Annotated in this window: 19 protein-coding genes; 5 read left to right on the forward strand and 14 right to left on the reverse strand. The window is 54.4% G+C overall.

Annotated features, from left to right (window positions below):
- Nucleotides 1-13: 13 nt before the first annotated feature.
- Nucleotides 14-931, reverse strand: coding sequence for an FIG domain-containing protein (locus tag G523_RS0104775; RefSeq protein WP_022693892.1), 918 nt, complete (start codon nt 929-931; stop codon nt 14-16).
- Between the two features lie 179 nt (nt 932-1,110).
- Here G523_RS0104775 and G523_RS21330 point away from each other — a divergent pair, with 179 nt between their 5' ends.
- Nucleotides 1,111-1,344 (forward strand): Ada metal-binding domain-containing protein, encoded by a 234-nt coding sequence (locus tag G523_RS21330; protein WP_081648788.1) that lies wholly within the window; start codon nt 1,111-1,113, stop codon nt 1,342-1,344.
- Nucleotides 1,345-1,495: 151 nt separating this feature from the next.
- On the opposite strand, the gene G523_RS0104780 is transcribed toward G523_RS21330, so the two are convergent.
- Nucleotides 1,496-2,128, reverse strand: a complete 633-nt coding sequence (locus G523_RS0104780) for a class I SAM-dependent methyltransferase (RefSeq protein WP_022693893.1) — start codon at nt 2,126-2,128, stop codon at nt 1,496-1,498.
- Between the two features lie 100 nt (nt 2,129-2,228).
- On the opposite strand from G523_RS0104780, the gene G523_RS0104785 reads away from it, so the two are divergent.
- Complete coding sequence (locus tag G523_RS0104785; RefSeq protein ID WP_022693894.1) at nt 2,229-3,113, forward strand: LysR family transcriptional regulator; 885 nt, start codon at nt 2,229-2,231, stop codon at nt 3,111-3,113.
- On the opposite strand, the gene G523_RS0104790 is transcribed toward G523_RS0104785, so the two are convergent.
- Nucleotides 3,106-4,899: an acyl-CoA dehydrogenase gene (locus G523_RS0104790; RefSeq protein WP_022693895.1), complete on the reverse strand. Its 1,794-nt coding sequence runs from the start codon at nt 4,897-4,899 to the stop codon at nt 3,106-3,108. The genes G523_RS0104785 and G523_RS0104790 overlap by 8 nt on opposite strands.
- Before the next feature lie 305 nt (nt 4,900-5,204).
- On the opposite strand from G523_RS0104790, the gene G523_RS0104795 reads away from it, so the two are divergent.
- On the forward strand, nt 5,205-5,843 hold the full coding sequence (locus tag G523_RS0104795; RefSeq protein WP_022693896.1) for an RpiB/LacA/LacB family sugar-phosphate isomerase: 639 nt from the start codon (nt 5,205-5,207) through the stop codon (nt 5,841-5,843).
- 75 nt (nt 5,844-5,918) lie between these two features.
- On the opposite strand, the gene rpiB is transcribed toward G523_RS0104795, so the two are convergent.
- From rpiB to G523_RS18020, 9 genes are all read right to left on the reverse strand, one after another.
- A complete protein-coding gene (gene rpiB / locus G523_RS0104800) occupies nt 5,919-6,359 on the reverse strand; it encodes a ribose 5-phosphate isomerase B (protein WP_169447704.1) in 441 nt (146 codons plus the stop codon).
- A gap of 78 nt (nt 6,360-6,437) precedes the next feature.
- On the reverse strand, nt 6,438-7,361 hold the full coding sequence (locus G523_RS20145) for an alpha/beta hydrolase fold domain-containing protein (protein ID WP_051134747.1): 924 nt from the start codon (nt 7,359-7,361) through the stop codon (nt 6,438-6,440).
- A 12-nt stretch (nt 7,362-7,373) separates the two neighbouring features.
- A complete protein-coding gene (locus tag G523_RS0104810; protein WP_022693899.1) occupies nt 7,374-9,557 on the reverse strand; it encodes a TonB-dependent receptor in 2,184 nt (727 codons plus the stop codon).
- A gap of 104 nt (nt 9,558-9,661) precedes the next feature.
- Nucleotides 9,662-10,045 carry a helix-turn-helix domain-containing protein gene (locus G523_RS0104815; RefSeq protein ID WP_022693900.1) on the reverse strand — a complete coding sequence of 128 codons (384 nt, stop codon included), beginning with the start codon at nt 10,043-10,045 and terminating at the stop codon, nt 9,662-9,664.
- Between the two features lie 150 nt (nt 10,046-10,195).
- Nucleotides 10,196-11,248, reverse strand: a complete 1,053-nt coding sequence (locus G523_RS0104820) for a phytase (RefSeq protein WP_022693901.1) — start codon at nt 11,246-11,248, stop codon at nt 10,196-10,198.
- A 79-nt stretch (nt 11,249-11,327) separates the two neighbouring features.
- The gene (locus G523_RS0104825; RefSeq protein ID WP_022693902.1) at nt 11,328-14,162 is read right to left on the reverse strand and encodes a TonB-dependent receptor; all 2,835 of its coding nucleotides are present in this window, start codon (nt 14,160-14,162) and stop codon (nt 11,328-11,330) included.
- Between the two features lie 147 nt (nt 14,163-14,309).
- On the reverse strand, nt 14,310-15,866 hold the full coding sequence (guaA, locus tag G523_RS0104830) for a glutamine-hydrolyzing GMP synthase (protein WP_022693903.1): 1,557 nt from the start codon (nt 15,864-15,866) through the stop codon (nt 14,310-14,312).
- Between the two features lie 89 nt (nt 15,867-15,955).
- On the reverse strand, nt 15,956-16,819 hold the full coding sequence (locus G523_RS0104835) for an NAD(P)-dependent oxidoreductase (RefSeq protein ID WP_022693904.1): 864 nt from the start codon (nt 16,817-16,819) through the stop codon (nt 15,956-15,958).
- Nucleotides 16,820-16,828: 9 nt separating this feature from the next.
- Nucleotides 16,829-17,479, reverse strand: a complete 651-nt coding sequence (locus G523_RS18020) for an FMN-dependent NADH-azoreductase (RefSeq protein ID WP_022693905.1) — start codon at nt 17,477-17,479, stop codon at nt 16,829-16,831.
- A 101-nt stretch (nt 17,480-17,580) separates the two neighbouring features.
- On the opposite strand from G523_RS18020, the gene G523_RS0104845 reads away from it, so the two are divergent.
- Nucleotides 17,581-18,471: a LysR family transcriptional regulator gene (locus tag G523_RS0104845; RefSeq protein ID WP_022693906.1), complete on the forward strand. Its 891-nt coding sequence runs from the start codon at nt 17,581-17,583 to the stop codon at nt 18,469-18,471.
- On the opposite strand, the gene G523_RS0104850 is transcribed toward G523_RS0104845, so the two are convergent.
- The gene (locus G523_RS0104850; RefSeq protein WP_022693907.1) at nt 18,472-18,951 is read right to left on the reverse strand and encodes a hypothetical protein; all 480 of its coding nucleotides are present in this window, start codon (nt 18,949-18,951) and stop codon (nt 18,472-18,474) included.
- A gap of 186 nt (nt 18,952-19,137) precedes the next feature.
- Between G523_RS0104850 and G523_RS0104855 the strand changes: the two genes are divergently transcribed.
- Complete coding sequence (locus G523_RS0104855; protein ID WP_155802583.1) at nt 19,138-19,809, forward strand: hypothetical protein; 672 nt, start codon at nt 19,138-19,140, stop codon at nt 19,807-19,809.
- 12 nt (nt 19,810-19,821) lie between these two features.
- Here the strand turns inward: G523_RS0104855 and G523_RS0104860 are convergent, their stop codons facing one another.
- On the reverse strand, nt 19,822-21,129 hold the full coding sequence (locus G523_RS0104860; RefSeq protein ID WP_022693909.1) for an RsmB/NOP family class I SAM-dependent RNA methyltransferase: 1,308 nt from the start codon (nt 21,127-21,129) through the stop codon (nt 19,822-19,824).
- Between the last annotated feature and the right edge of the window lie 40 nt (nt 21,130-21,169).

Genomic DNA, 21,169 nt, shown 5'->3' on the forward strand with positions numbered 1-21,169 from the left:
TGAGGCTGGGCTATCAGCCTTTAGCGGCGTAGCTTTCCAGAGACTCGATCTTCGCCTTGTCGCCGATGAAGACAGGCACTTTCTGGTGGAGCTTGTCGACCGGCATTTTCAGGAGAGACATCTCGCCATTCGTGGATGAGCCGCCAAGTGCGTGGATTAGGAATGCCATTGGAATGGCTTCATAAACGAGGCGCAGCTTGCCTGTTTCATAGCCTTTGAAGTCAGCGCCCGGATACGCAAACAGGCCGCCCTGCAGCACCATGCGCTTCATGTCGGAGACCATGGAGGCAAACCAGCGCATATTGTATGGCTTTTTGCCGCCGGTCGCTTGCAGATTGTCAGAGACATAATTCTGCAGCCATGTTGGCCAGACTTTCTGCATCTGACCGTTGATTGCCAGAATGTCAGCAGACGGCATGGCGCCTTCGAATGGAAGGAGCGTCCATTCACCGGACGCATCGTCGAACTGGCCCTTATAGGCCTTGTCGCCATCTGCGAAGTAAACTTCCAGATTCATGCCGAATACGAAAAAGCCACCAGAAAGAATGTTGCCGCCGTGAAAGTCTTTGGCTTCGTCAGCATTTTCCCAGACGCCAAAAATTGCGCCGGATGGGATGCCAATCAGCGCAGACTTGGAGCCGTCCAGAGGGTCCAGCGCGACGCTGTATGGGCCATCAGACGTTTTCACCATGTCCGGGCGTTCTTCTGAGACGACATAGCGAACGAACGGGTCTTTGCTGAGTGTTTCAAAGAAGGCTTCGTCCGCGATAACGTCGAGCTCGATCTGGTCATCGCCGGACTCGTTCGAAGAGGTCGCAAATTTCAGGCCTTCACCCTTTTTCAGGACGCCATAGATTTTCTCTGCGGCGGCGAACAGCGCTGAATACACGCCATCCATATTTTCCAGCTGGCTTTTGAAATTCAAAGACATGTTCTGATGGTCCCCCAAACCGAAACTACTAAACGCGCTTTCCTTGGACCAAAACGCCAGAATTTGGAACGTTTGGAACGTGAATTTTTCATTTTCAGAGGATGAATGACAGGAATCGGAATGCCAGAGACGCGAAACTGATCGATTTTCGTGACTATGTTCAACCGGGGATATCGACCATGAGCCACACAGACACTGATGACGCCCGATACAATGCCATAGTCAACAGGGACAAGGACAGTGACGGGCTGTTTTTCTATGCTGTTCGAACGACGGGTGTGTATTGTCGCCCGTCCTGTGCCGCGCGGCCTCCATTACGAAAGAATGTCGAGTTCTTTGTATCCTCAATTTTGGCAAGAAGTGCGGGATATCGCGCTTGCAGGCGATGCTGTCCGGACGACGCCAGAACTTAAGACAATCGAATGCGGGTCAGGACTGGCAGATCTGGTTCCGGGCGCGCTGCGTGTGATTGTGCACGCCGCCACACCCAGAGGGACAGTGGAGGCCAGTATTATCGACTTAACCAATATATTGAAACGCATCGTTAGATATCTTGCTGATCTTTCAAATCTTCTGGGCAACCAGAAAAAGAGCCGCGTCTTTGCTGGGTTGCCATTGATGTACAATCTGAAAGCCAGCGCGCGTGTGTGCTTCGATCAGGTCGTTCTGCGAAAAGAAGGATATGAAAGGTGCTTTTCCGATTGCGCGCATAAGCGGTAAAAGCATGCGCCAATGTATCTGCCCGTCGCCGAGGCATGTCGTGCTGGTTACAAAAACGCCCCCAGGTTTCAACATGGTGTGCACGCGCTGCAGTACTGCGTCACGATCATGCATCAGGTGCAGTATTGATAGCCCGAACACTGCGTCGTAACGGCCAGTTTCAAGGCTTGGATCTTCTATGTCTCCCTCACGAAACGTCACATTCGGAACATTGCCGGCGTCGGCCTTGCGTTGCGCGATAGCGATCATTTCTGATGAGACGTCGATCGCATCTATGTGTGCCACATAAGGTGCATGGCGCAGAGCGGTTGAGCCAGTACCGCATCCGAACTCCAGCACACAATCTTCGGGACTGAGATATTCCCGCGTAATGGAGAGTTTGATTTCATAAGCTTCTTCGTCGGCAATCGGCTTGCGCGAATAGCTATCCGCGATGTTGTCCCAGAAGCGAGCGTCTTTCAGCGTTGCTGTCGTCATGTCTGTCACCTCAAATCGGTATTGTTCGGTGAGGGAAAGATACTGCGGCGTAATCCATACGAAAATTGCTGAAATTTTTTGATCTGCTATACAATAATGTATGAATTGGGATGCTGCCGACTTTGACTGGAATCAGGCGCGCGCCTTTTTGGCCACCGCTGAAGAGGGCTCGCTTTCAGCGGCTGCGCGTGCACTGAACGTGACCCAGCCGACACTTAGCCGACAGGTCAGCGCCCTTGAAGAAAAGCTTGGTGTGACTTTGTTCGAACGCGGTACGCGCGTGATGACGCTTACCGTGGCGGGCATTGAGCTGCAGCAACATGTTCGGGCCATGCATGATGCCGCCATGCGGGTTTCGCTCTCGGCATCGGGTCAGTCTCAGACGATCGCGGGTACGGTTCGCATTGCGTCCACGCACAATATGGCCTGCTATCATTTGCCGAAAGTGCTCGTAAAGATCAGACGGACTGCGCCGGATATTCAGTTGGAGGTGACTACGGCCAATGAACTGACCGACCTCATGCAGCGAGAGGCGGATATTTCAATCCGGCATGCCCGCCCGACCCAGCCCGAGCTGATCGCCAAACTGATCCGCACGACCACCGCGACGTTGATGGCATCAAAAGCTTATCTTGACCGTGTCGGCCGCCCGAAAACGCTCGACGATCTGAACAAGCTCGATTTTCTGGGTTTTCTGAGTACGGACACACTTTTGCCAGCTCTCAATGGGAATGGCTTGAGACTTACACCATCCAATTTTCCAGTGATTTCGGATAGCGGGCCAGTGAGTCTTGAACTCGCCCGCCATAGTTTGGGTGTCGGTTTACTCTTGCCAGATGACGCAGCTTGCTTTCCAGAGCTGGAGCCGGTCTGGCCTGCCTTTCCGCCGATAGAGATTCCCATCTGGCTGGTCACTCATAGAGAGCTTCACACCAGTAAGCGGATAAGGCTGGTCTTCGACCTGATCGCTGAAGGCCTTAGCTGACGCCGAAGAAGTCCGCGCTCGCAAGTTCGCACGTGTCATCAAGGCTCGCGACAAGTTCGAACGTGTTGAACACTTTGGAAAGCTCATAGCGGAAGAAGTACTGGGCGGCGGCAATCTTGCTTTTGTAGAACGTCTCTTCGCTCGAGCCAGCTTCTGGTGATGCCTGTTTTGCGACGCTTGCCTGCCAGAGCCATAGCCAGGCGACGACAACTGTACCGAACGCATCGAGGAACAGGGTTGCATTCGCCAGGCTGAGATTTTCTTCTTCGCAGCTGCGTACTACTTCGATGGCTTTTTCAGCGGAGGCAAGTGCCTTTTCCAGCTGATCGCACTCTGCGTTCAGGCCCTGAGCGCGTGCTGTCTCAATAGTTGAAGAAATCTGGTTGCGCAGCGGGGTAAGTGCGGAAACACCGGCACGCAGTTTGCGGCCCAAAAGGTCGCGTCCCTGAATGCCGAATGTACCCTCGTGAATATGGTTGAGGCGGTTATCGCGATAATGGCGTTCAACCGGATAATCACGCGTATAGCCGTATCCGCCGAGGATCTGGATCGCCCACTTATTGGCTTCGAGGCAGTGTTCGGACGGCCAGCTTTTCGCGACTGGCGTCAGAAGGCCCAGAAGATCGTCATACTCGGCTCGTTCTTCTGCTGTTTCTGCCGTCTTTTGCTTGTCGACGAGCAAAGAGCAATAAGATGTGAGAGAAAGTCCGCCTTCAACCGCGGCTTTCTGCGCCATCAGCATGCGACGGACATCGGTATGTTCAATAATCGAAACCTGAGGCGTGCTTTGATCTTTAACGCCAGCCGGGCGGCCTTGTGGACGTTCACGCGCGTAATCAACCGCATGGAGGTATCCTGCCAGTGCAGACATGACCGAAGCCTGGCCGACACCGACGCGTGCCTCGTTCATCATATGGAACATGCAGGCGAGACCTTTATTCTCTTCGCCCAGCAGATAGCCGACAGTTTCGCCGCTCTCTCCAAAGTTCAGAAGGCAGTTTGTCGTGCCGCGCTGGCCCATTTTATGATTGAGACCGGCAAGCGCGATATGATTCCATTCGCCGCGTTCGCCAGCCTCGTTGAGGCGGTAGCGCGGAACAATGAAGAGCGAGATGCCTCGTGTGCCAACCGGTGCGCCTTCAATGCGGGCCAGCACCATATGGATAATATTGTCGGACAGTTCGTGATCGCCGCCGGAAATCCACATCTTGCTGCCGGAGAGAGAGAATGTGCCGTCATCCTTGCGCACCGCTTTGGTTTTGATGTCCGCAAGCGACGAGCCAGCTTGAGGTTCTGACAGGCACATTGTGCCAAACCATTTGCCCGCCAGCATGTTCGGCAGATACGCGTCTTTTTGCTCATCTGTGCCGAAGGCGTTCAGCATGTTGGCTGCGCCGACGGTGAGGAAGGCATAGTTGGCGACAGAGAGGTTTGCCGCGGTGAAAATGCCGTTGATGTTCGTCGTCACGACCCATGGCAGCTGAAGCCCGCCAATAGCTTCGTCAAATCCGGCGGCGAACAGCCCTGCCTCGCCAAGGACTGATAGCGCTTCACCGACTTCAGGAATGATCTCGACTTTGCCGTCCACAAATTTCGGCTCGTTTGCATCGAGCTTTGCCGCGAATGGCAGGAAGTTTGTTTCAGCAATACCTTCAACCACGTCCAGCATCGCAGTGATGGATTCACGGTCATGCTCTTCATAGCGCGGCGTTGTCAGAAGCGTATCAAGGTCCAGCATTTCAAACAGGACGAAATCAAGATTTCGACGGTCGACGAATTCAGACATCAGGGTTTCTTTCCTCGAGACATATTTTTGTGCGTTTTATAGAGTTTTATTTCTGCATTTAGCCAGTTCGAGCCAGTGAATTTATGGCATATTGCCAATTCATCACGTGGAAATTGATCACCTGATCTACGGAAATTTCTCAAACTTCACTTGAAATCCGGCGTCAGAAATGTTGTTGTCGGCGCGAATTGACACCGGTGTCATAATAGTTTGGCCGAACCGATCTATGCAGCGCCGATGAAACAGATAATCCGGAGCATCTGACCTGAATGATATGCTCCGCCAATGAAACTAAGGGAAGACAGATGAAAATCGCTCTGATCAATGAGAACAGCCAGGCGGCTAAAAACGAGATCATCCACACAGCGCTGACAAATGTTGTCGAGCCTATGGGCCATGAAGTCTTCAATTACGGCATGTACTCAGCCGAAGATGCAGCGCAGATCACATATCCGATGATCGGCCTTCTGACAGGTATTCTTCTGAACTCTAAAGCGGCTGATTTCGTCGTTACCGGTTGTGGTACAGGCATGGGCTCCATGCTCGCTGCGAACTCTATGCCGGGCGTTTTCTGTGGTCTGGTTATCGACCCGACAGATGCGTTCCTCTTCTCACAGATCAACGCCGGTAATGCGATGTCTATGCCTTACGCCAAAGGCTTTGGCTGGGCGGCTGAGCTGAACCTCGAAGATTGCTATCGCAAGCTGTTTGAAGGCAAGCCGGGCGAAGGCTATCCGAAAGAGCGCGCAGCGATCATGGCAAAGAACCGCAACGTTCTGGCTGATCTGAAAGGCGCAAGCTGCAAGGACATGCTGTCCGTTCTGAAAGACGTCGATCAGGAGCTTCTGAAGTCTGCGATCTCTGGCGAGAAATTCTCCGAGCATTTCTTCGCAAACTCTCAGGACGAAGAGATCAGCGCCTACCTGAAAGGCCTTCTCGGCTAAACGGCAACGCCAACGATAAAGAAAAAGGGGAAGCTTCGCGCTCCCCCTTTTTTTGTTGTGCTTTTCAGATGAAGCCTAGCCTTCAATCGCCGTGATCATGTCGACGCGCGTACCGTGACGACCGCCTTCAAATTCGGCCTCAAGAAACGCATCAACGATATCGAGCGCCAGGCCCTCGCCGATCACACGCGCGCCCATGGACAGCATATTCGCGTTGTTGTGCTGACGGATCATACGCGCGGAAAATGTGTCCGAGCAGACGCCGCAGCGAATGCCTTTCACCTTGTTCGCAGCCATCATAATGCCCTGACCCGTACCGCAAACGAGAATGCCAAGATCAGCCTCGCCGGAGGCGACCTTGCGCGCTGCTTCTTCGCCATGCTTCGGGTAATGCGTGCTCTCAGACGTCATCGGGCCGATATCTTCGACTTCAAACCCTTTAGACGCGACGTGAGCGGCGATGGTTTTGCGCAGCTCGATATCAGCGTGGTCGCTGGAGATTACGATGCGAGTCATGATGGAAACTCCTTCTGAAGGCTCCATCGCCCTAATGAAGGTTCAGTTCAAGTCTAAACCCGCGAAATGGGGATGACTTCAGCTGAAATGCTGGTTCAGCGCCTCGCAGAGCAGTTTCATGCAGCGGTCCGCCTCTGGAATACGGCCCGTAAACGAGGCGCAGCCATGAATTGTGCGCTTTGCAATGATCACTTCCGATTTCACGCCATTCGATCCGAGCAGATCGGCGTATTCCTGGCCTTCATCACGTAAAGGATCGAGTTCCGGCAAAACGTGCCAGCTTGGGGGTGTTCGGGAGAAATCGGTTTCTAAAAGCGGTGTCATGAGTGGAGACGCGGGATCTTGTGCGGCGCCACAATACTGCACAGCAGCGCCGATAATCGCAGGCTCGGTCAGAAAATGCTTCCCTTTGCCAAAGGCTTTTCGTGATTGGTAGCTCGCGTCAGGCCGAAGATCGATCACTGGATACAGCAGAACCTGCGCACCGATATCGACACCCTCCGGAGGTTGATTGGACAATACCGCCGTCAGATTTCCGCCCGCAGAATCACCCATAAGCACCAGCTTGCTTTTGAAGCGGTCAGTCGCCCAGACAAGGAGGCCGGACAGAGCTTTCAGAGCTGCGGGTGCTTCTTCTTCAGGTGCTTGCGGAAAGTCTGGTACGAGCACGCGCATATTCAGTTTGCCGGAGAGCCAGCGTGCCAGCGGTGCATAGGCCTGAGCGGTCCCGAGCGACCAGCCGCCGCCATGAATGAAGATAAGGCTCGGCCGATCCGCATCAGGCTCTACCGGTTCTACAATCAGGCAGCGGCGAGCCTCCCCCAATGCCTCTATGGCGACCCAGGTTTCATTCGTTGGCTGCAAGGCAGGTGCGCACCATGCGGCGAACACTTTGTCATAGGCCGCACGGATATCTGAAAGTTCAAAGCCCGGAACATTGAGTTCCTTCACGTCTGAAAGGTCTTTCAGGACAGCTTTTGTCGACGGGTCGGGAGAAGACACAATCAAACTCCCTTAGTAAACGACTGAAGCCGTCAGGGTGAATGTGCGCGGCGCACCATAATAGCCGAGCTGGTATCCAAGACTATCGGACAGGTCGAAACCTTGCGTGCGGTACTCTTCGCCAGACAGGTTTCGGCCCGACAGGGTCAACGCATATTTTCCGTTCTCAAATTCAAGGCGGGCCGATGCATCATAAAGAGTGTAAGAGCTTTGACGGAGCACTTCGCTTGAGCTGACTGTCGGATAGACATCGCCGCGATAGGAGGCGGCACCTGAAAGTATAAGATCAATCGAGCTCGAAAGCTGCGTGCTGTATTCAGCAGCCAGACGGCCTGTCCAGTCAGGTGCGTTGGCTGGCGTTAGCTGATCTGACACATCCTGACCGTTCTGTCCGATAAAGGTGTCATACTCGGCATCCAGATAGCCAAGCGCGTAGTCAAAACGCAGCGCGCTGCTCGCCTGCCAGCTACCTTCAACTTCGAACCCGGCGATTGAGGCTTCTGCGGCATTTGTGAAGATCGCAGCAAACGCACCGTTTTGCTGGGTAAAGCTGGAGACTTGCAGATCTTCATACTGGTTGAGGAAAACAGCGGCACTAAGAGAGACGGTATTCTCAAGGAAGTCACCCTTCAGGCCCGCTTCCCATGCGGTAAGCGTTTCAGCATCGAACGGCTGAGCCTCAAGGCCGGAGTTCGAGCGCCCGTCAAAGCCACCGCTTTTGAAGCCGCGCGAGTAGGACGCATAGGTCGTCACATCGTCTGTGAGATCATAGCTGATTGAGAATTTCGGAGATGTGTTGGAGAAGGTCTCTGATACATCAATATCGGTCACGCGTGCGCCTTGCCCCAAGACGGGAACCATTGGCGTGGTCGCACTGAAAAATTCCTGAATGCGCGCAAAGTCTTTTTCTTCTTCGGTGAAGCGAATACCCGCGCTGATGCTGAGGCGATCAGAAAGATCAAAGCTGGCATCGGCGTAGGCCGCGTACGCCGTGGTGGTCTGATCGTTCAGCGAATTGGAAACGAATGCGATATCAGGTCCGAAAACACCGGATTCGGTGACATCCTCTTCTTTGAAATAATAGAGCCCTGACACAAGCGACCAGCTATCTGCGTCATAGGTTAGCTGGAGTTCCTGGCTGAACTGGTTCTGTTCTTCGAAAACGAAGACGCCGAACAGAGAGGCGCCAGTCGCATCGAGATCCAGATTGGCGTCATACTCCATTTCCCGATAGGCGGTGGTGGAGCGCAGCTGCCAGTCATCTGCGAAGCTCCAGGTGGCCCGCCCGGAAATGCCATAAACGCTCAGATCGTTCAGGCCATTGAAATTCGCATCGATTTCAAACGGGTCTTCATTGGGAGGAAACAGGCCGAAGACCGATGTTTCGCGGACGGGCGTTCTGGATGTATCCGGCGTGTCGCTTGATCCATCGACTGTGAGCAGAAACTCAAAATCATCAGTGAAGTTGGCAAGCAGGGAGCCACGCCATGCCAGTGTGTTGCGGTCACCATCGCTTTCGCCGTCAACAGAGTTGTCGGCGTAGCCGTCCCGGTGAAGATAGGCGATAGCCGCCTTGCCCAGAAGGCGATCACCGGCAATCGGACCTGACACGCCAACGCTGAGATCGGTTTGTTCATAGGAGCCGATGCTGGCAGACACGCGGAGTTCAGGATCAGTCGTTGGCTCACGGGAGACGAATTTGATCGCGCCGCCTATTGTGTTGCGTCCGTAGAGCGTGCCCTGCGGGCCACGCAGAACTTCAATACGCTCGACATCAAAAACATCGAGGAAAGAACCTTGCGCACGGCCGAGATACACATCGTCCAGATAGATGCCTACACCCGGGTCCGCAAAGGCCAGACTGTCTAACTGTCCGACCCCCCGAATGTAGGCAACCGTGTTTTGCGCATCCCCCTCATGCAGCACAACGTTTGGAATACTGGACTGTACATCGCCGATCTCGGTCGCGTTGAAAGCCGCCAGAGCATCGCCGCCAATTGCCGTGACTGAACCGGGTACATCTTTCAGGGATTCTTCGCGGCGGCGTGCTGTAACGACGACCGTATTCAGCGAGCGAACGCTTTCCTGCTCTTCAGGACGGTCTTCGACCTGCGCGCCAGCTGGCAGGAAGAATGAGAGGGCGCAGACAGATGCGCCAGCGAGCCCGAGCGAGCGGATGGTTTTGTTGAGAGCCAACTTTGCTTCCTCCAAATTTATATTTTGGAGTAGGGTGAAGCAGTGGGCTGATTTTAAAAGTGTTTTGTTTTCGGAAAATATACCCGCAGATTCTGCGTATATTTTCAGGCGCCCGTTTTCGGAAATTTCGACATCACCTGTTCCAGCGTGCGCTGCAAATGACCGGTTACGAGGCTCTCAAGTTCAGGTGTCGGAATAACCACTGTTGCGCGGCCATCTTTGGCGTCTTTAGCTTTTTCCAGATAGCCGTCATCCACCGCTTTCTTGATCCGTTCTTCGCGAGTGCGATTGGAGCCTGATTTCATGGTATGCGCGAGTTGGCTGACCGTGAGCGGATTGCCAGCCCAGTGCGCGCGCACACAGCCGACTAGCATGTACCAGAATTCCTGTGTGAAATACGCAGACCGGCTGCCGAAGGTTTCATCCCAGTCCCGCGCATAGAATTCTAGCGCATCCATCCAGTCGATGAGAGGCTGGCGATCTTCCATGGAAAAAACTCTCGTTGGCTAAGCTACGCAGCTAGAATCTTACAACGAAGTTTCATGTTCAGGGAAGAGACCTGTTTGGGCGCGGCCTCAGACCATGCTTGCACTTAGTCTGAGGCCGACACGGAATTTATCGATAGGATTTGTCTGAGCTTAGTTCGCTGACAGACCAAGCGCAGCTTCAATCGCCGTCCAGTCGACGACTTTGAAGTTCTGGTCGACTTCTGATGTCGGGTTAGCGTCGTCCTGTACGATCAGCACGCCGCGTGGATATCCCGGCAAAGGCGTTGAGTTCACATCAAGACCATCGGTGTGGGTTACCGCATCCACACTACCATCAGCATTCGCCGTGACGGTGAAGATGCCGCGAGCCGCGTGAGGCGCCTGAAGGTCGTAAACAACGAACCGGTTTGCAGCCTGCGCAGACACGACGAGATAGCCCTCGCCATTCTCGCCTTCCCAGATATCCATACCTTCAACATCCGCGACGAGACCGTTTGCAGCGGCAATCGTGTCGATGGTAACCGGTGCAACGGACAGATCATTGAGGTCGAGCTTCCAGACGCCGTGTTCTTCTTCGCCAACAAAAATCTGGCCGTTCGTCTCGTCAAATACGCAACCTTCAAGCTGAAGCTGGCCAAACTGACCGACCTGAATTTCAGCGATGAGTTCCGGGGCAAGTGTCGGCAGGCTGCTCATATCCTGCGCCCAGATTTGTGCTTTGCCGTCCTTATAGGTCGGCATGGCGTAATAGGTGGAGCCGACGAGACCGGCACAAATGCCATATGGTTCGTCTTTCTGGGTTGGTGTGTCGCCCAGATGGATCACGCTGGCTGTTTCAGCATCAATGCTGAACCAGCTGATCGAACGTGTCTCATCATTTGATGCGACGGCGATATTTGCGCGTACATCCACGTTGTTGACGGCGCCGACATCAAGAAACTGGGTTTCCGCGCCAGAAAGGTCGTAAACGTGAAGACCTTCATCCTTATTGGTGCCGAGGATCAGGCTGTTGCTGATATTGGTCGGGTTTGCCCAAAGCGCCGGGTCATCGGCGCGATCGCCAAAGCCAACCATCGGGGCTGTTTCGAAGCTGGCAGCTACGGGCGTTGCGGGAATACCGTCATCTACCCATACGTCGTCCGTTGCACAGGCTGCGAGCAGAAGCGCTGAAGTAGTTGAGAGCGCGAGCGTCGAGAACTTCATTGAATTAGTCCTGTCGTGAAGAGAAAAGGGCCGGATACGATATGTCGTACCGGCCCAATATTAAGAGTTAAACCGGCGATTAGTAAGTCAGGCGCGCGCCGAAGACGACGGTTGTTCCAAACTCGTCATACTGCGACAGACGGCTCTCATCACCGAAGTAATAGTGCTCAGGCTCGTCTGTGAGGTTCTTACCTTCCAGATAAATCTGGAGGTTGTCGTTCACCCGATACTTCGCCGACGCTTCAATAAGCAGACGATCATTCGTCATACGGTCAAGGTTTTCGTCTTCCAGCTCATCCAGATAGTCGCCGCGATAGTTTGCAGAGACACGAAGATCCCAAGGGCCATTGTCATAGCCGATCGCCACGTTCCATATGGTGTCGGATTGCTTCAGGAACGGCACTTCGCGGCCATCTGGCAGCGTCGCTTCACTTTCGGTCAGCGTCAGGTTGCCTGAAACAAGGAAGCCATCCAGAGCGGAGTTCAAATCGCCGAGGTTCTGAACATAGTTGAACTCGATGCCATAGATTTCGCTGGATGCGACATTGATGAAGGTCGAAACCTCTTCAATCTCGCCGCCATCTGTATCAACGCCGTTCAGGAGTTCGGCCGGGATGCCGGAAAGGTCCACATTAGACGGAACATCTGCGGTATCGAACGTCGCCGGGAAGATCGCGTTGGAGATATCCTTATAGAAGATACCGGCTGAGAGAACTGACAGCGTCGTTGGATAAAACTCGATGCTCAGATCGAAGTTGTCCGCTTCCAGTGGATCAAGGTTCGGGTTACCGATTTCGGCTTCATCGCGGTCATCATTGATGAAGAAGAATGGCGCCATTTCGCCAAAGGCAGGGCGGACAACGGCAGCGTAATATGCCGCGCGGCCGATAAGTCGGTCGCTGAAGTCGTAACGAGCGTTCACGCTTGGCAGGACGTTTGTATAGTCGTTGCTGTAACGTGTTGTTGTTGCCGTCAGTTCGTCTTCAAGAACAACCCGGCCTTCCAGATCAACATTTGATTGCTCAACGCGAACACCTGCAACGAGCGTAAGCGCGCCGATGTCAAAGGTCCCCATGCCGTATCCGGCAAGGATTTGCTCATCGATCTTATAGTCTTCGCCATTCGAGTCGAAGAAGCTGCCTTCCTCGTCGAGGTCACCTGCACCGAAAGCACCACGCAGAGAGCGTGTCAGGCCCGGGTCCGGCCATGCAGGCTGTGCATTACCAAGGCGCCAGCCTGAAATAAGGTCGTTATTTACAAAGCCCGCAAGATTAATGCTGTCGTCTTCATAGATCAGAACATTCACATCACGGATTTTTTCGCGGTCACGAATTTTCAGGCCAGCCTGCCAGGTTACTGGCATTTCGCCGAATACGCTTTCGCGCGAGATATTGAACTGAGCCGCGTATTCTGTGTCTTCGTTGGCAGTAAATTCCCGCTCGAATTCGTCGAGGAAGTAGTTTGACGGGTCATAAACCGCGTCCAGTACTGTGCCCTCGCTGAAGCGGATGATTTCCGGGTTGGAATAATCGATGGTCACATTGCCAGGGAAGTTATCCTGAATGTCTTCAAAGCGGAATTTGACGTCATGGTTGTCGCTATCATCTTCTTCAGCGTAGGCGTAGGACACTTCATAGTCGGTTTCCCAACCATCCCACGTCGTCTCACCGCCAACCGCAATCGTCTGGATTGTACGCACTTCGCGGCGAACGCGGACTTCGGCTTGCGTTTCGTTCAGCGGGAAGGTCGCAGACGTATCCGTCAGCGATGAGCCCGCAGCGATGATGTCATCACCATTGGCATCTTCATCGATGATATCGTCGAGATCACGGAACTGTAGAACGTTGCGGACTTCGTCGTCTTCATAATTGTTGAAGAGCGTACGCAGGTAGAGGTCTGTATTGTCAGACAGACGCCAGTCGAAGTTGGCAACAAGGCCGAGGCGCTCACGGTTGAGGCCGTACCAGCGATGCTCATAGCCATCATTCATGTAAGCGAGACCGTTGATGAAGTCCCACTCATCGGCTTCGTTATTGTGGGTTTCGATGCGCAGATCCTGATAGTTTACAGAAAGCGCAACGCCCAGCCGGTCGCCAAATACGTCTGAATAGGTCAGCGTCGCTTTTGGCGAGAACTCTTCGGTAATCTCGTTATAGGCGCCTTCAATCTTCGCGCGGATAAAGCGACCGTCGCGGTCGAAGGCGGAAATGGTCTGCAGATTGATCACGCCGCCAAGGCTGTCGGCATCGACGTTCGGTGTCAGGGATTTTTGAACTTCAATGCCATCCAGCAGGTCGGATGGAACACCATCCAGAAGTACGCCGCGGCGATCTTCCGGCGACGGTGTGCGCACGCCGTTAATAGAGGCAGAGATCAGGTCTGTGTTGATGCCGCGGATCGAAACATAGCGGCCTTCGCCCTGGTCGGTTTCAATCGAAAGGCCCGGCACACGTGCCAGAGAGTCCGCGACTGTCGTGTCAGGGAAGTTGCCGAGGCCGTCAGAGTCGATGACGCTGATGATTGCGTTGGACGCGCGCTGTTGGTTGATCGCGCCAGCTTGTGCTGCCGCTGAGCCGACGACGAGCACGTTATCAAGATAGCGGACATCTGCGCCAAGGCGGAAATCCAGCGTGGACTCGCCAGAAACTGCGATAGACTGAGTGACAGGATCAGCGCCGATATAGGACACGGTGACGTCATACTCGCCAGCCGGAATGCCGGAGAACCGGAAGTCGCCGAAGCGGCCTGTGCTTGTGGTCCGGTCCAGCTCTTCGATTGTGACCAGCGCGCCTTCGAGCGCACCTTCGCCAGAGCCGTCTGTTACTGTGCCTTGCAGAATATCTGCGGCTGCAATTTGCGCAAAACCAAGGCTGACAACGCTTACCGCGGCCAGCTTCCCAAGTTTGAACTTCATGGAATTCACCCCTCTCAAAAGTAAGGGGCGGGTAACAGACCTACGTGATGGTTTTGCGTCGGATTGGTTTCAGTTCGACGACAAAAAAACTGCGGTTTTGTAACATGGCCTCGCAGTCTCATTAACCTGCGAGGCTGTTCTGAACTGCTATTCCCACTCAATCGTGCCAGGTGGTTTCGACGTAATGTCGTAGACCACGCGGTTCACGCCTTTGACCTCATTGATTATGCGCGTTGCAACACGTCCAAGGAAATCATGCGGGTACGGATAATAATCAGCTGTCATGCCATCTGTTGATGTGACGGCACGAAGGGCGAGAACTGCTTCATAAGTACGCAAATCACCCATCACACCCACAGTGTTCACCGGTAGGAGTACAGAGAAAGCCTGCCAGATTTCATCATAAAGACCGGCATTTTTGATCTCTTCGATATAGATCGCGTCGGCTTTGCGCAGCGTGTCGGCTTTCTCACGCGTGATCTCGCCGGGAATACGAATCGCGAGGCCGGGGCCCGGGAAAGGATGGCGACCGATAAAGGCCTCCGGCAGACCAAGTTCGCGGCCAAGGGCGCGCACTTCGTCTTTGAACAGCTCACGCAGAGGCTCGACCAGTTGCATATTCATGCGCTCTGGCAGACCGCCGACATTGTGGTGAGATTTGATGGTGACGGATGGGCCGCCAAGCGCCGAAACGCTCTCGATAACGTCCGGATAGAGCGTGCCCTGCGCGAGGAAGTCAGCGCCGCCGACTTTTTTCGCTTCTTCTTCGAACACGTCGATAAAGAGGCCGCCGATAATTTTGCGCTTCTTCTCCGGATCAGAGACGCCTTCCAGCTTGCCGAGGAAGAGATCGGACGCGTCTACATCCACGAGCGGGATGTTGTAATGGTCGCGGAACAGGTTCACCACCTGCTCGGATTCGCCAAGGCGCATCAGGCCGTGATCGACGTAAACACAGGTAAGCTGGTCGCCAATCGCCTCGTGGATCAGAACAGCTGCAACGGAAGAATCCACGCCGCCAGAGAGGCCGCAAATCACTTTCTTATCGCCAACCTGCGCGCGGATTTTTTCAATCGCTTCGGCGCGGTAGGCGGCCATAGACCAGTCGCCTTTGAAGCCTGCCACATTGTGGGTGAAGTTCTTCAGAAGCTGGCGGCCATGAACCGTGTGGACGACTTCCGGGTGGAATTGTGAGCCATAATAGCCGCGTTCCGGATCAGAGATAACTGCGAACGGCGCACCCGGAGAACGCGCGACCACGCCGAAGCCCGGCGCCATTTCGGCGACGTGGTCGCCATGGCTCATCCAGACTTCTTCTTTGTCGCCATTAGAGAACATGCTCTCAAACAGCGGGTCGTCAGAAACCTTCTCGATAAAGGCGCGGCCAAATTCGCGGCTCGTGCCACCTTCAATCTTCCCGCCCAGCATGTGAACCATGGCTTGCTGGCCATAACAGATGCCGAAGACAGGGATTCCAAGTTCGAAGACTTTTGGGTCTGGCAGTGGGGCATCTTCCCAGTACACACTTGATGGACCGCCCGAGAGGATGATCGCCTTAGGTGCATAGCTTTCAAGGAAAGCTGCATCCACTTTGTTATAAGGATGGATCTCACAATAGACGCCGCTTTCGCGTACGCGTCGCGCGATCAGCTGAGTGACCTGAGAGCCAAAATCGATGATGAGAAGATGTTCATGTGCCGTCATGGCGCTCTATAGACAGGAATCGACACGAAGTTCAATCTGTGAAGGGCCGGAAGTCACCTCCGGCCCTCGATTTTGTTCAGATTGTGAGCCTAAAGATAGAGCTGGGCCACGCCGGTGATATTATCTCCGGCAAAGCCTTGTTCCTTAGCCTTTGCGTAAACGCTCCGGGTCGCTGCTGAGAGCGGAAGTGACGCGCCCAGCGTTTCACCATCCTGTGCGAGAAGACCAAAATCCTTTTCGACAAGATCAATCGGGAACATGGGCGCGAAGCCGCCTGCCTGCATCGCGCCCATGGCGAGTTTTACGGCAGGGCTGCAAACGGGTGTCGCTCCAATGGCTTCACTCGCGCCAGCGACGTCAATACCTGAGGCTTTGGCAAAGCCGAGCAACTCGGCTGCGACCGCCAGCTGTACACCAAACAGGCCGTTCACCATCAGTTTGACGATAGAGCCAGCTCCGGTGCCGCCGACATGATGCGTAGCGCTTCCCATAATGGAGAAGAGCGGACCGAGTGCCTCGACGTTGGCCGTCTCTCCGCCCACGAGGAAGATAAGCTGTCCTTGCTCGGCCTGAGGACGGGATCCGGCAAGTGGTGCGTCGACCAGCTTACGGCCCGCAGCGTCAAATGCGTCGCTGAGTTTTTTGATATGCCCGTGCGATACGGTCGAACATTCCACGGCGATGGCACGTTCAGGCAGTGCGTTGAGGGCGCCGGTTTCGGGTGACAGCCAGACATCAGAAGATGCCGCATCGTCACGGACCATAGAGAAGACGATTTCGGCGTCCTTCACGGCATCGGCAGGGTCTCTGGCAAGCTTTGCGCCGTGTGAGACGAGAGGTGACGCAACGTCGGGGCTGCGGTTCCAGATGGTTAGATCGTGTCCTGCAGAGAGCAGACGAGCGGCCATACGCTGGCCCATGGCGCCGAGGCCAAGAAAAGCAATTTTTGTCATTTGAAATCCTTAAGCGGCAAAGAGTTCGTCGATGTCTGCACGGGCTCGTGTCAGCGTTGCTTCCACATGGGCTGCATCGCCGGTCATGCCTTCGGCGGAGATGAATCGGATGGATTCAGCACCCATGAATCCGAACAGAAATTCCAGATATGGCTGCAGGAAGTTCGCAGATTTCATGGCGTTCGCGTCGAGATAGCCGCTTGCGCCATAAGCGCAGATGATGACGACGTCTTTCACTTGCAGCAGGCCGCCGAAATTCTCGCCATCAAATGAGAATGTGTGGCCGATGCGCATGATCTGGTCGATCCACGCCTTCAGGCTGGAAGGTAAAGAGAAATTGTAGAGCGGGGTCGTGATGAGAAGCGTATCCGCCGCCTGCAGCTCCGCAATGAGTTCATCTGACATCGCTGTCGCGGCGTAGAGGTCTGGCGTGAAGCCGTCAGGCGGTGTGTAGAAGCCGGCAATCGTCGAGTTTGCGATGTGGCTAATCGGACGTGCAGCAAGATCGCGGCGGACAATCTCGTTCTTTGGCGTTTTGGATAGAAAGCGCCGCGTGATCGGGTTGGCTGTTTCCCAGGCCGTTTCGAAATAGTCGCCGAGAGCGCGCGAATGGGACTCTTCAATGCGAGCGCTGGCATCAATGCGAAGTAAGTGAGCCATGTGGCTGATCCTTCCTGATTTCTTGGAGGGCCAGCATTACTCACGGCTAAGAGCGCAATAAATTAGTTGAATTGCAGCATTATCATGCGTTTAGTGCATGAATGGATGTGAAGCAGCTTCAGCTATTTGTTGAGACGGTGAAGCTCGGCAGCTTTGCCGCGGTTGCGCGCGGAGAGGGTGTCGATCCGTCCTCAGTGTCCCGGCAGATTGCATCACTGGAAGAGCGGCTGGGCGTGCGCCTGTTCCAGCGCACAACGCGCAGTCTGTCTCTGACGGAAGAAGGTGAAGCCTATTGGCGGCGCGTTGAGCCTTTGCTCGAAGAGCTCGCCCGTGCAGAAGATGCCGTTCAGATGCAAGACGGGCAGCCAAGAGGTCGGCTGCGTTTAACCACATCAGTGGCATTTGGTCAGACAAAGATCGTGCCTCTGCTCGGGGCCTTCAAAACGCGATATCCCGAATTGCAGGTCGAACTACATATGACCGATGCCAACGTTGATCTGATTGCAGATCGCATGGATCTGGCAGTGCGGCTCAGCGCGCATCTTGAAGGTGATCTCATTGCAACGCGTTTGATGACGACGCGATATCGTGTGTGCGCGAGCCCTGATTACCTGCAACGTGCAGGTAAACCGTCTCTACCGGCGGATCTCGCTAGTCATGATTGTCTTCTGTTCACGCTCGCAGCGTTTCGTAACACCTGGAAGTTCCAGACTAACGAAGGCCGGCTGGAAGAAGTGCCCATTGACGGTCATTTCAGTTTTTCAAGCGCTCTAGCGGTAAAATCCGCGGCCCTGCAGGGGATGGGACCTGCGCTATTGGCTGACTGGATGACAGACGAGGACGTCAGGGCAGGGCGTCTGATCGACCTGTTTCCCCGGTATCAGGTGACCGCGACCAATTTTGAAACGGCTGCCTGGCTGATTTATCCCAGCCGGTCGTTCTTGCCTTTGAAAACCCGTGTCATGATCGACTTTCTGAAGGCCGAAGTTTAGCTATCTTGACGCTTTTAGTGTCTCAAGCGCCCGCGCGCGGAATGCGTTGAGCATGTCTTCCAGCTCTTCAGGCTTCTGGCCATACATTTCGGGAAGATAGGTTTGCGTCCGGCCTGCAGACGGATCGCCCGGCGGATGAAATGAAAAGAGGATGCGGTCACCGACAGTGATGAAGCTGACCGTCATGGCTTCTGTTTTGAAGTCTGACACATCCAGCCAGGAAAAGGACTGTTTATGGCCAAGATGGCTATATTCCAGTCGGTCCAGTGTCAGCTTTAGCCAGCTGATCTGCAGAAATACCTGCAACGCACTTCCCAGCATCCCCAGACCGAAAACAGCGCCTATCAGGAACTGTAGAACTGCAGGCATGGGCAGGGCCAGCAGAGCAATCAGCAGCAGAGCGGCGATGATGAAGACGCTAGCCCATTTGGCTTTTGAGGGAAAATAGGTGCGATCGTCTGGCAAGGTGTGAGTAGACATTGTGCCAGCCTATTTCGTCTTCTGCTAAACTAAAAGGCCCGGGTGAGATGCATTAAATTTCATTGATGAAATTAACTCTCTGTTTATAAGAAGATTTACTAAAAATTTTTGAAAATACAACGTTTTGTGGAAAACAAAGGCGAGTATTTCCAAGATATAATGGTTCTCAAAATAAATGGGGAAACCATGTCTATCGCAGTCCAGACCAGCTATTCAGCAAACCTGAAATTTGTCGACCGCACATCGACGACCAGCAATGTACAGAAGTCGAGCGCTTCCACGACGAGTGCTTCGACACGCGCCGCTCAACTGCCGAGCCTGGAAGAGACGCTGGGCCCTGACAATTTCAAACAATTGGAAAATCTGCGAGCACGTAAAGAGGCACTCATGGGGCGCTTGCCGGATTTGCAGTCGCGCTTTGACACGGCTGAAAAGTCGTTCGGTACCAATCTGAAAGACGATATCGACGAGATCGTTGATATCGGGCGCACGGTTTTTCGCACGGCCCTTCAACTGAAGAACATTGAGTCTAAAATCAGCAAACTGCTTGGTGACGTCGATCCCTCAAGCGTTTCAGGGATCGCCGAAGGCAAAGGTAACCAAAAAATAGACGCCTCTACCCTTGCGAAGGACCGCGCGTTTGGAGAGCAGTTTAAGTCTTTCACTGAGAGACTTTTCGGCGCGTATGAAACAACCAAGGATTCAGCTCAACAGGCACATGACCGTGATGCTCTGAAATCCCATTCGATGAAGCTTGCGGACAAACATGGCCGCAAACTGGTCAATCTGGTCAGCCATTATCAGTCAAACTTCGCGAAGGCGTCGGTGCAGTCTTCGTCTCTGTCGCTGATCGTCTGAGCGGGTTTGCGTTCAGGCTTTCTTTTCAAGAACCGCAAAGAAGAAGCCATCAGTGCCTGCTTTGCGCGGCGTAAGACGTACCGCACCGCCTGGAATCTGGTTGCGACGCACGATATCAATGCCAGCATCCGTGAGCTGACCGGACTCGATTACGCTTTGAACGGCGTCAAGCTGACGGAATGCGTCGTTGCGTTCAAGGAAGGCTGTGACCTGATCTTCGTCTTCTTCCGCAAGGAATGAGCATGTCGCATAGAGGAGACGCCCGCCCGGTTTTACAAACTCGGACGCCTTATCAAGGATCATGGCCTGCTCTTCATTACGCTTTGCGAGCGCAGATTCTTTCAGTCGCCATTTCGTGTCTGGCTTGCGGCGCCACGTGCCGGTGCCCGTGCATGGGGCATCAACGAAAACGAGGTCCATCTTGCCAGTAAGGGCTTCCAGAGCTTCAGGCTCTTTGGGATGGCAGAGCTGTACATTGTGCGCGCCGGAGCGTTTGAGGCGCGGAATGAGCGCTGAGAGGCGTCGTCCGTCAATGTCGTAAGCAAAGACCTGACCCTTGCCTTCCATCATAGCGGCCAGCGCCAGTGTTTTGCCGCCGCCACCTGCGCAATAATCGAGAACACTGTCGCCCGGCTTCGCATTACCCGCGGCTGCGGCGATCTGAGAGCCTGCATCCTGAACTTCCACCCAGCCTTTGGAATAGGCAGGAATGGACTGAAGGCTGGTTTCACGTTGGGACGGGTCGGGTGCTGGAATATGATAGCCGTTCACCAGAAGCTCGGATGGTTTGCCACCCGCAGTTTTGACGGCTTTGCCTGCTTTTTCCGGGTCAGCCTTGAGCGTGTTTATACGCAGATCGACCGGCGCGCGGACTGACATTTCCTGCGTTTCAATCACGGTGTCTTCCCCGAAAACGCGCGTCAGGTGAGGCGTCAGCCATTCCGGGAAATCTCCGCGCACATGCGGCGGCGCAGACGGGTCCGGCGCAAGCAGAAGGCCTTCACGTTCTTCGCCTGTTAGCGCTGCAGGGGCGTGTTCGTCTTTCAACGCGCTCTCAATATCCTTGAGGTCCCAATCCCAGACATGGCGCAGCGCGCCAATTACCAGCACGCGCGGGGCTTCAGACTGCATGGCATAGGCAAGCGAGTTGCGGTGGCGCAGCGCATCAAGCACGAGGCCAGAGACCCAAGCGCGGTCTTTGGCGCCAGCATAGCGCGCCCGCTTGCCCCAGTCGCGCATGGCGGATTTAACCGGCTGGTGCCGGTTCATAACGTCATCAAGAACCTGAATTGCGGCTTCGATCCGCCCGCCATTTTTCATTGTGTCATTCCCGGATATCTGTGCGCGAGCCGTCAGGACG

It is taken from the genome of Ponticaulis koreensis DSM 19734 (assembly GCF_000420665.1).
Lineage (GTDB): Bacteria > Pseudomonadota > Alphaproteobacteria > Caulobacterales > Hyphomonadaceae > Ponticaulis > Ponticaulis koreensis.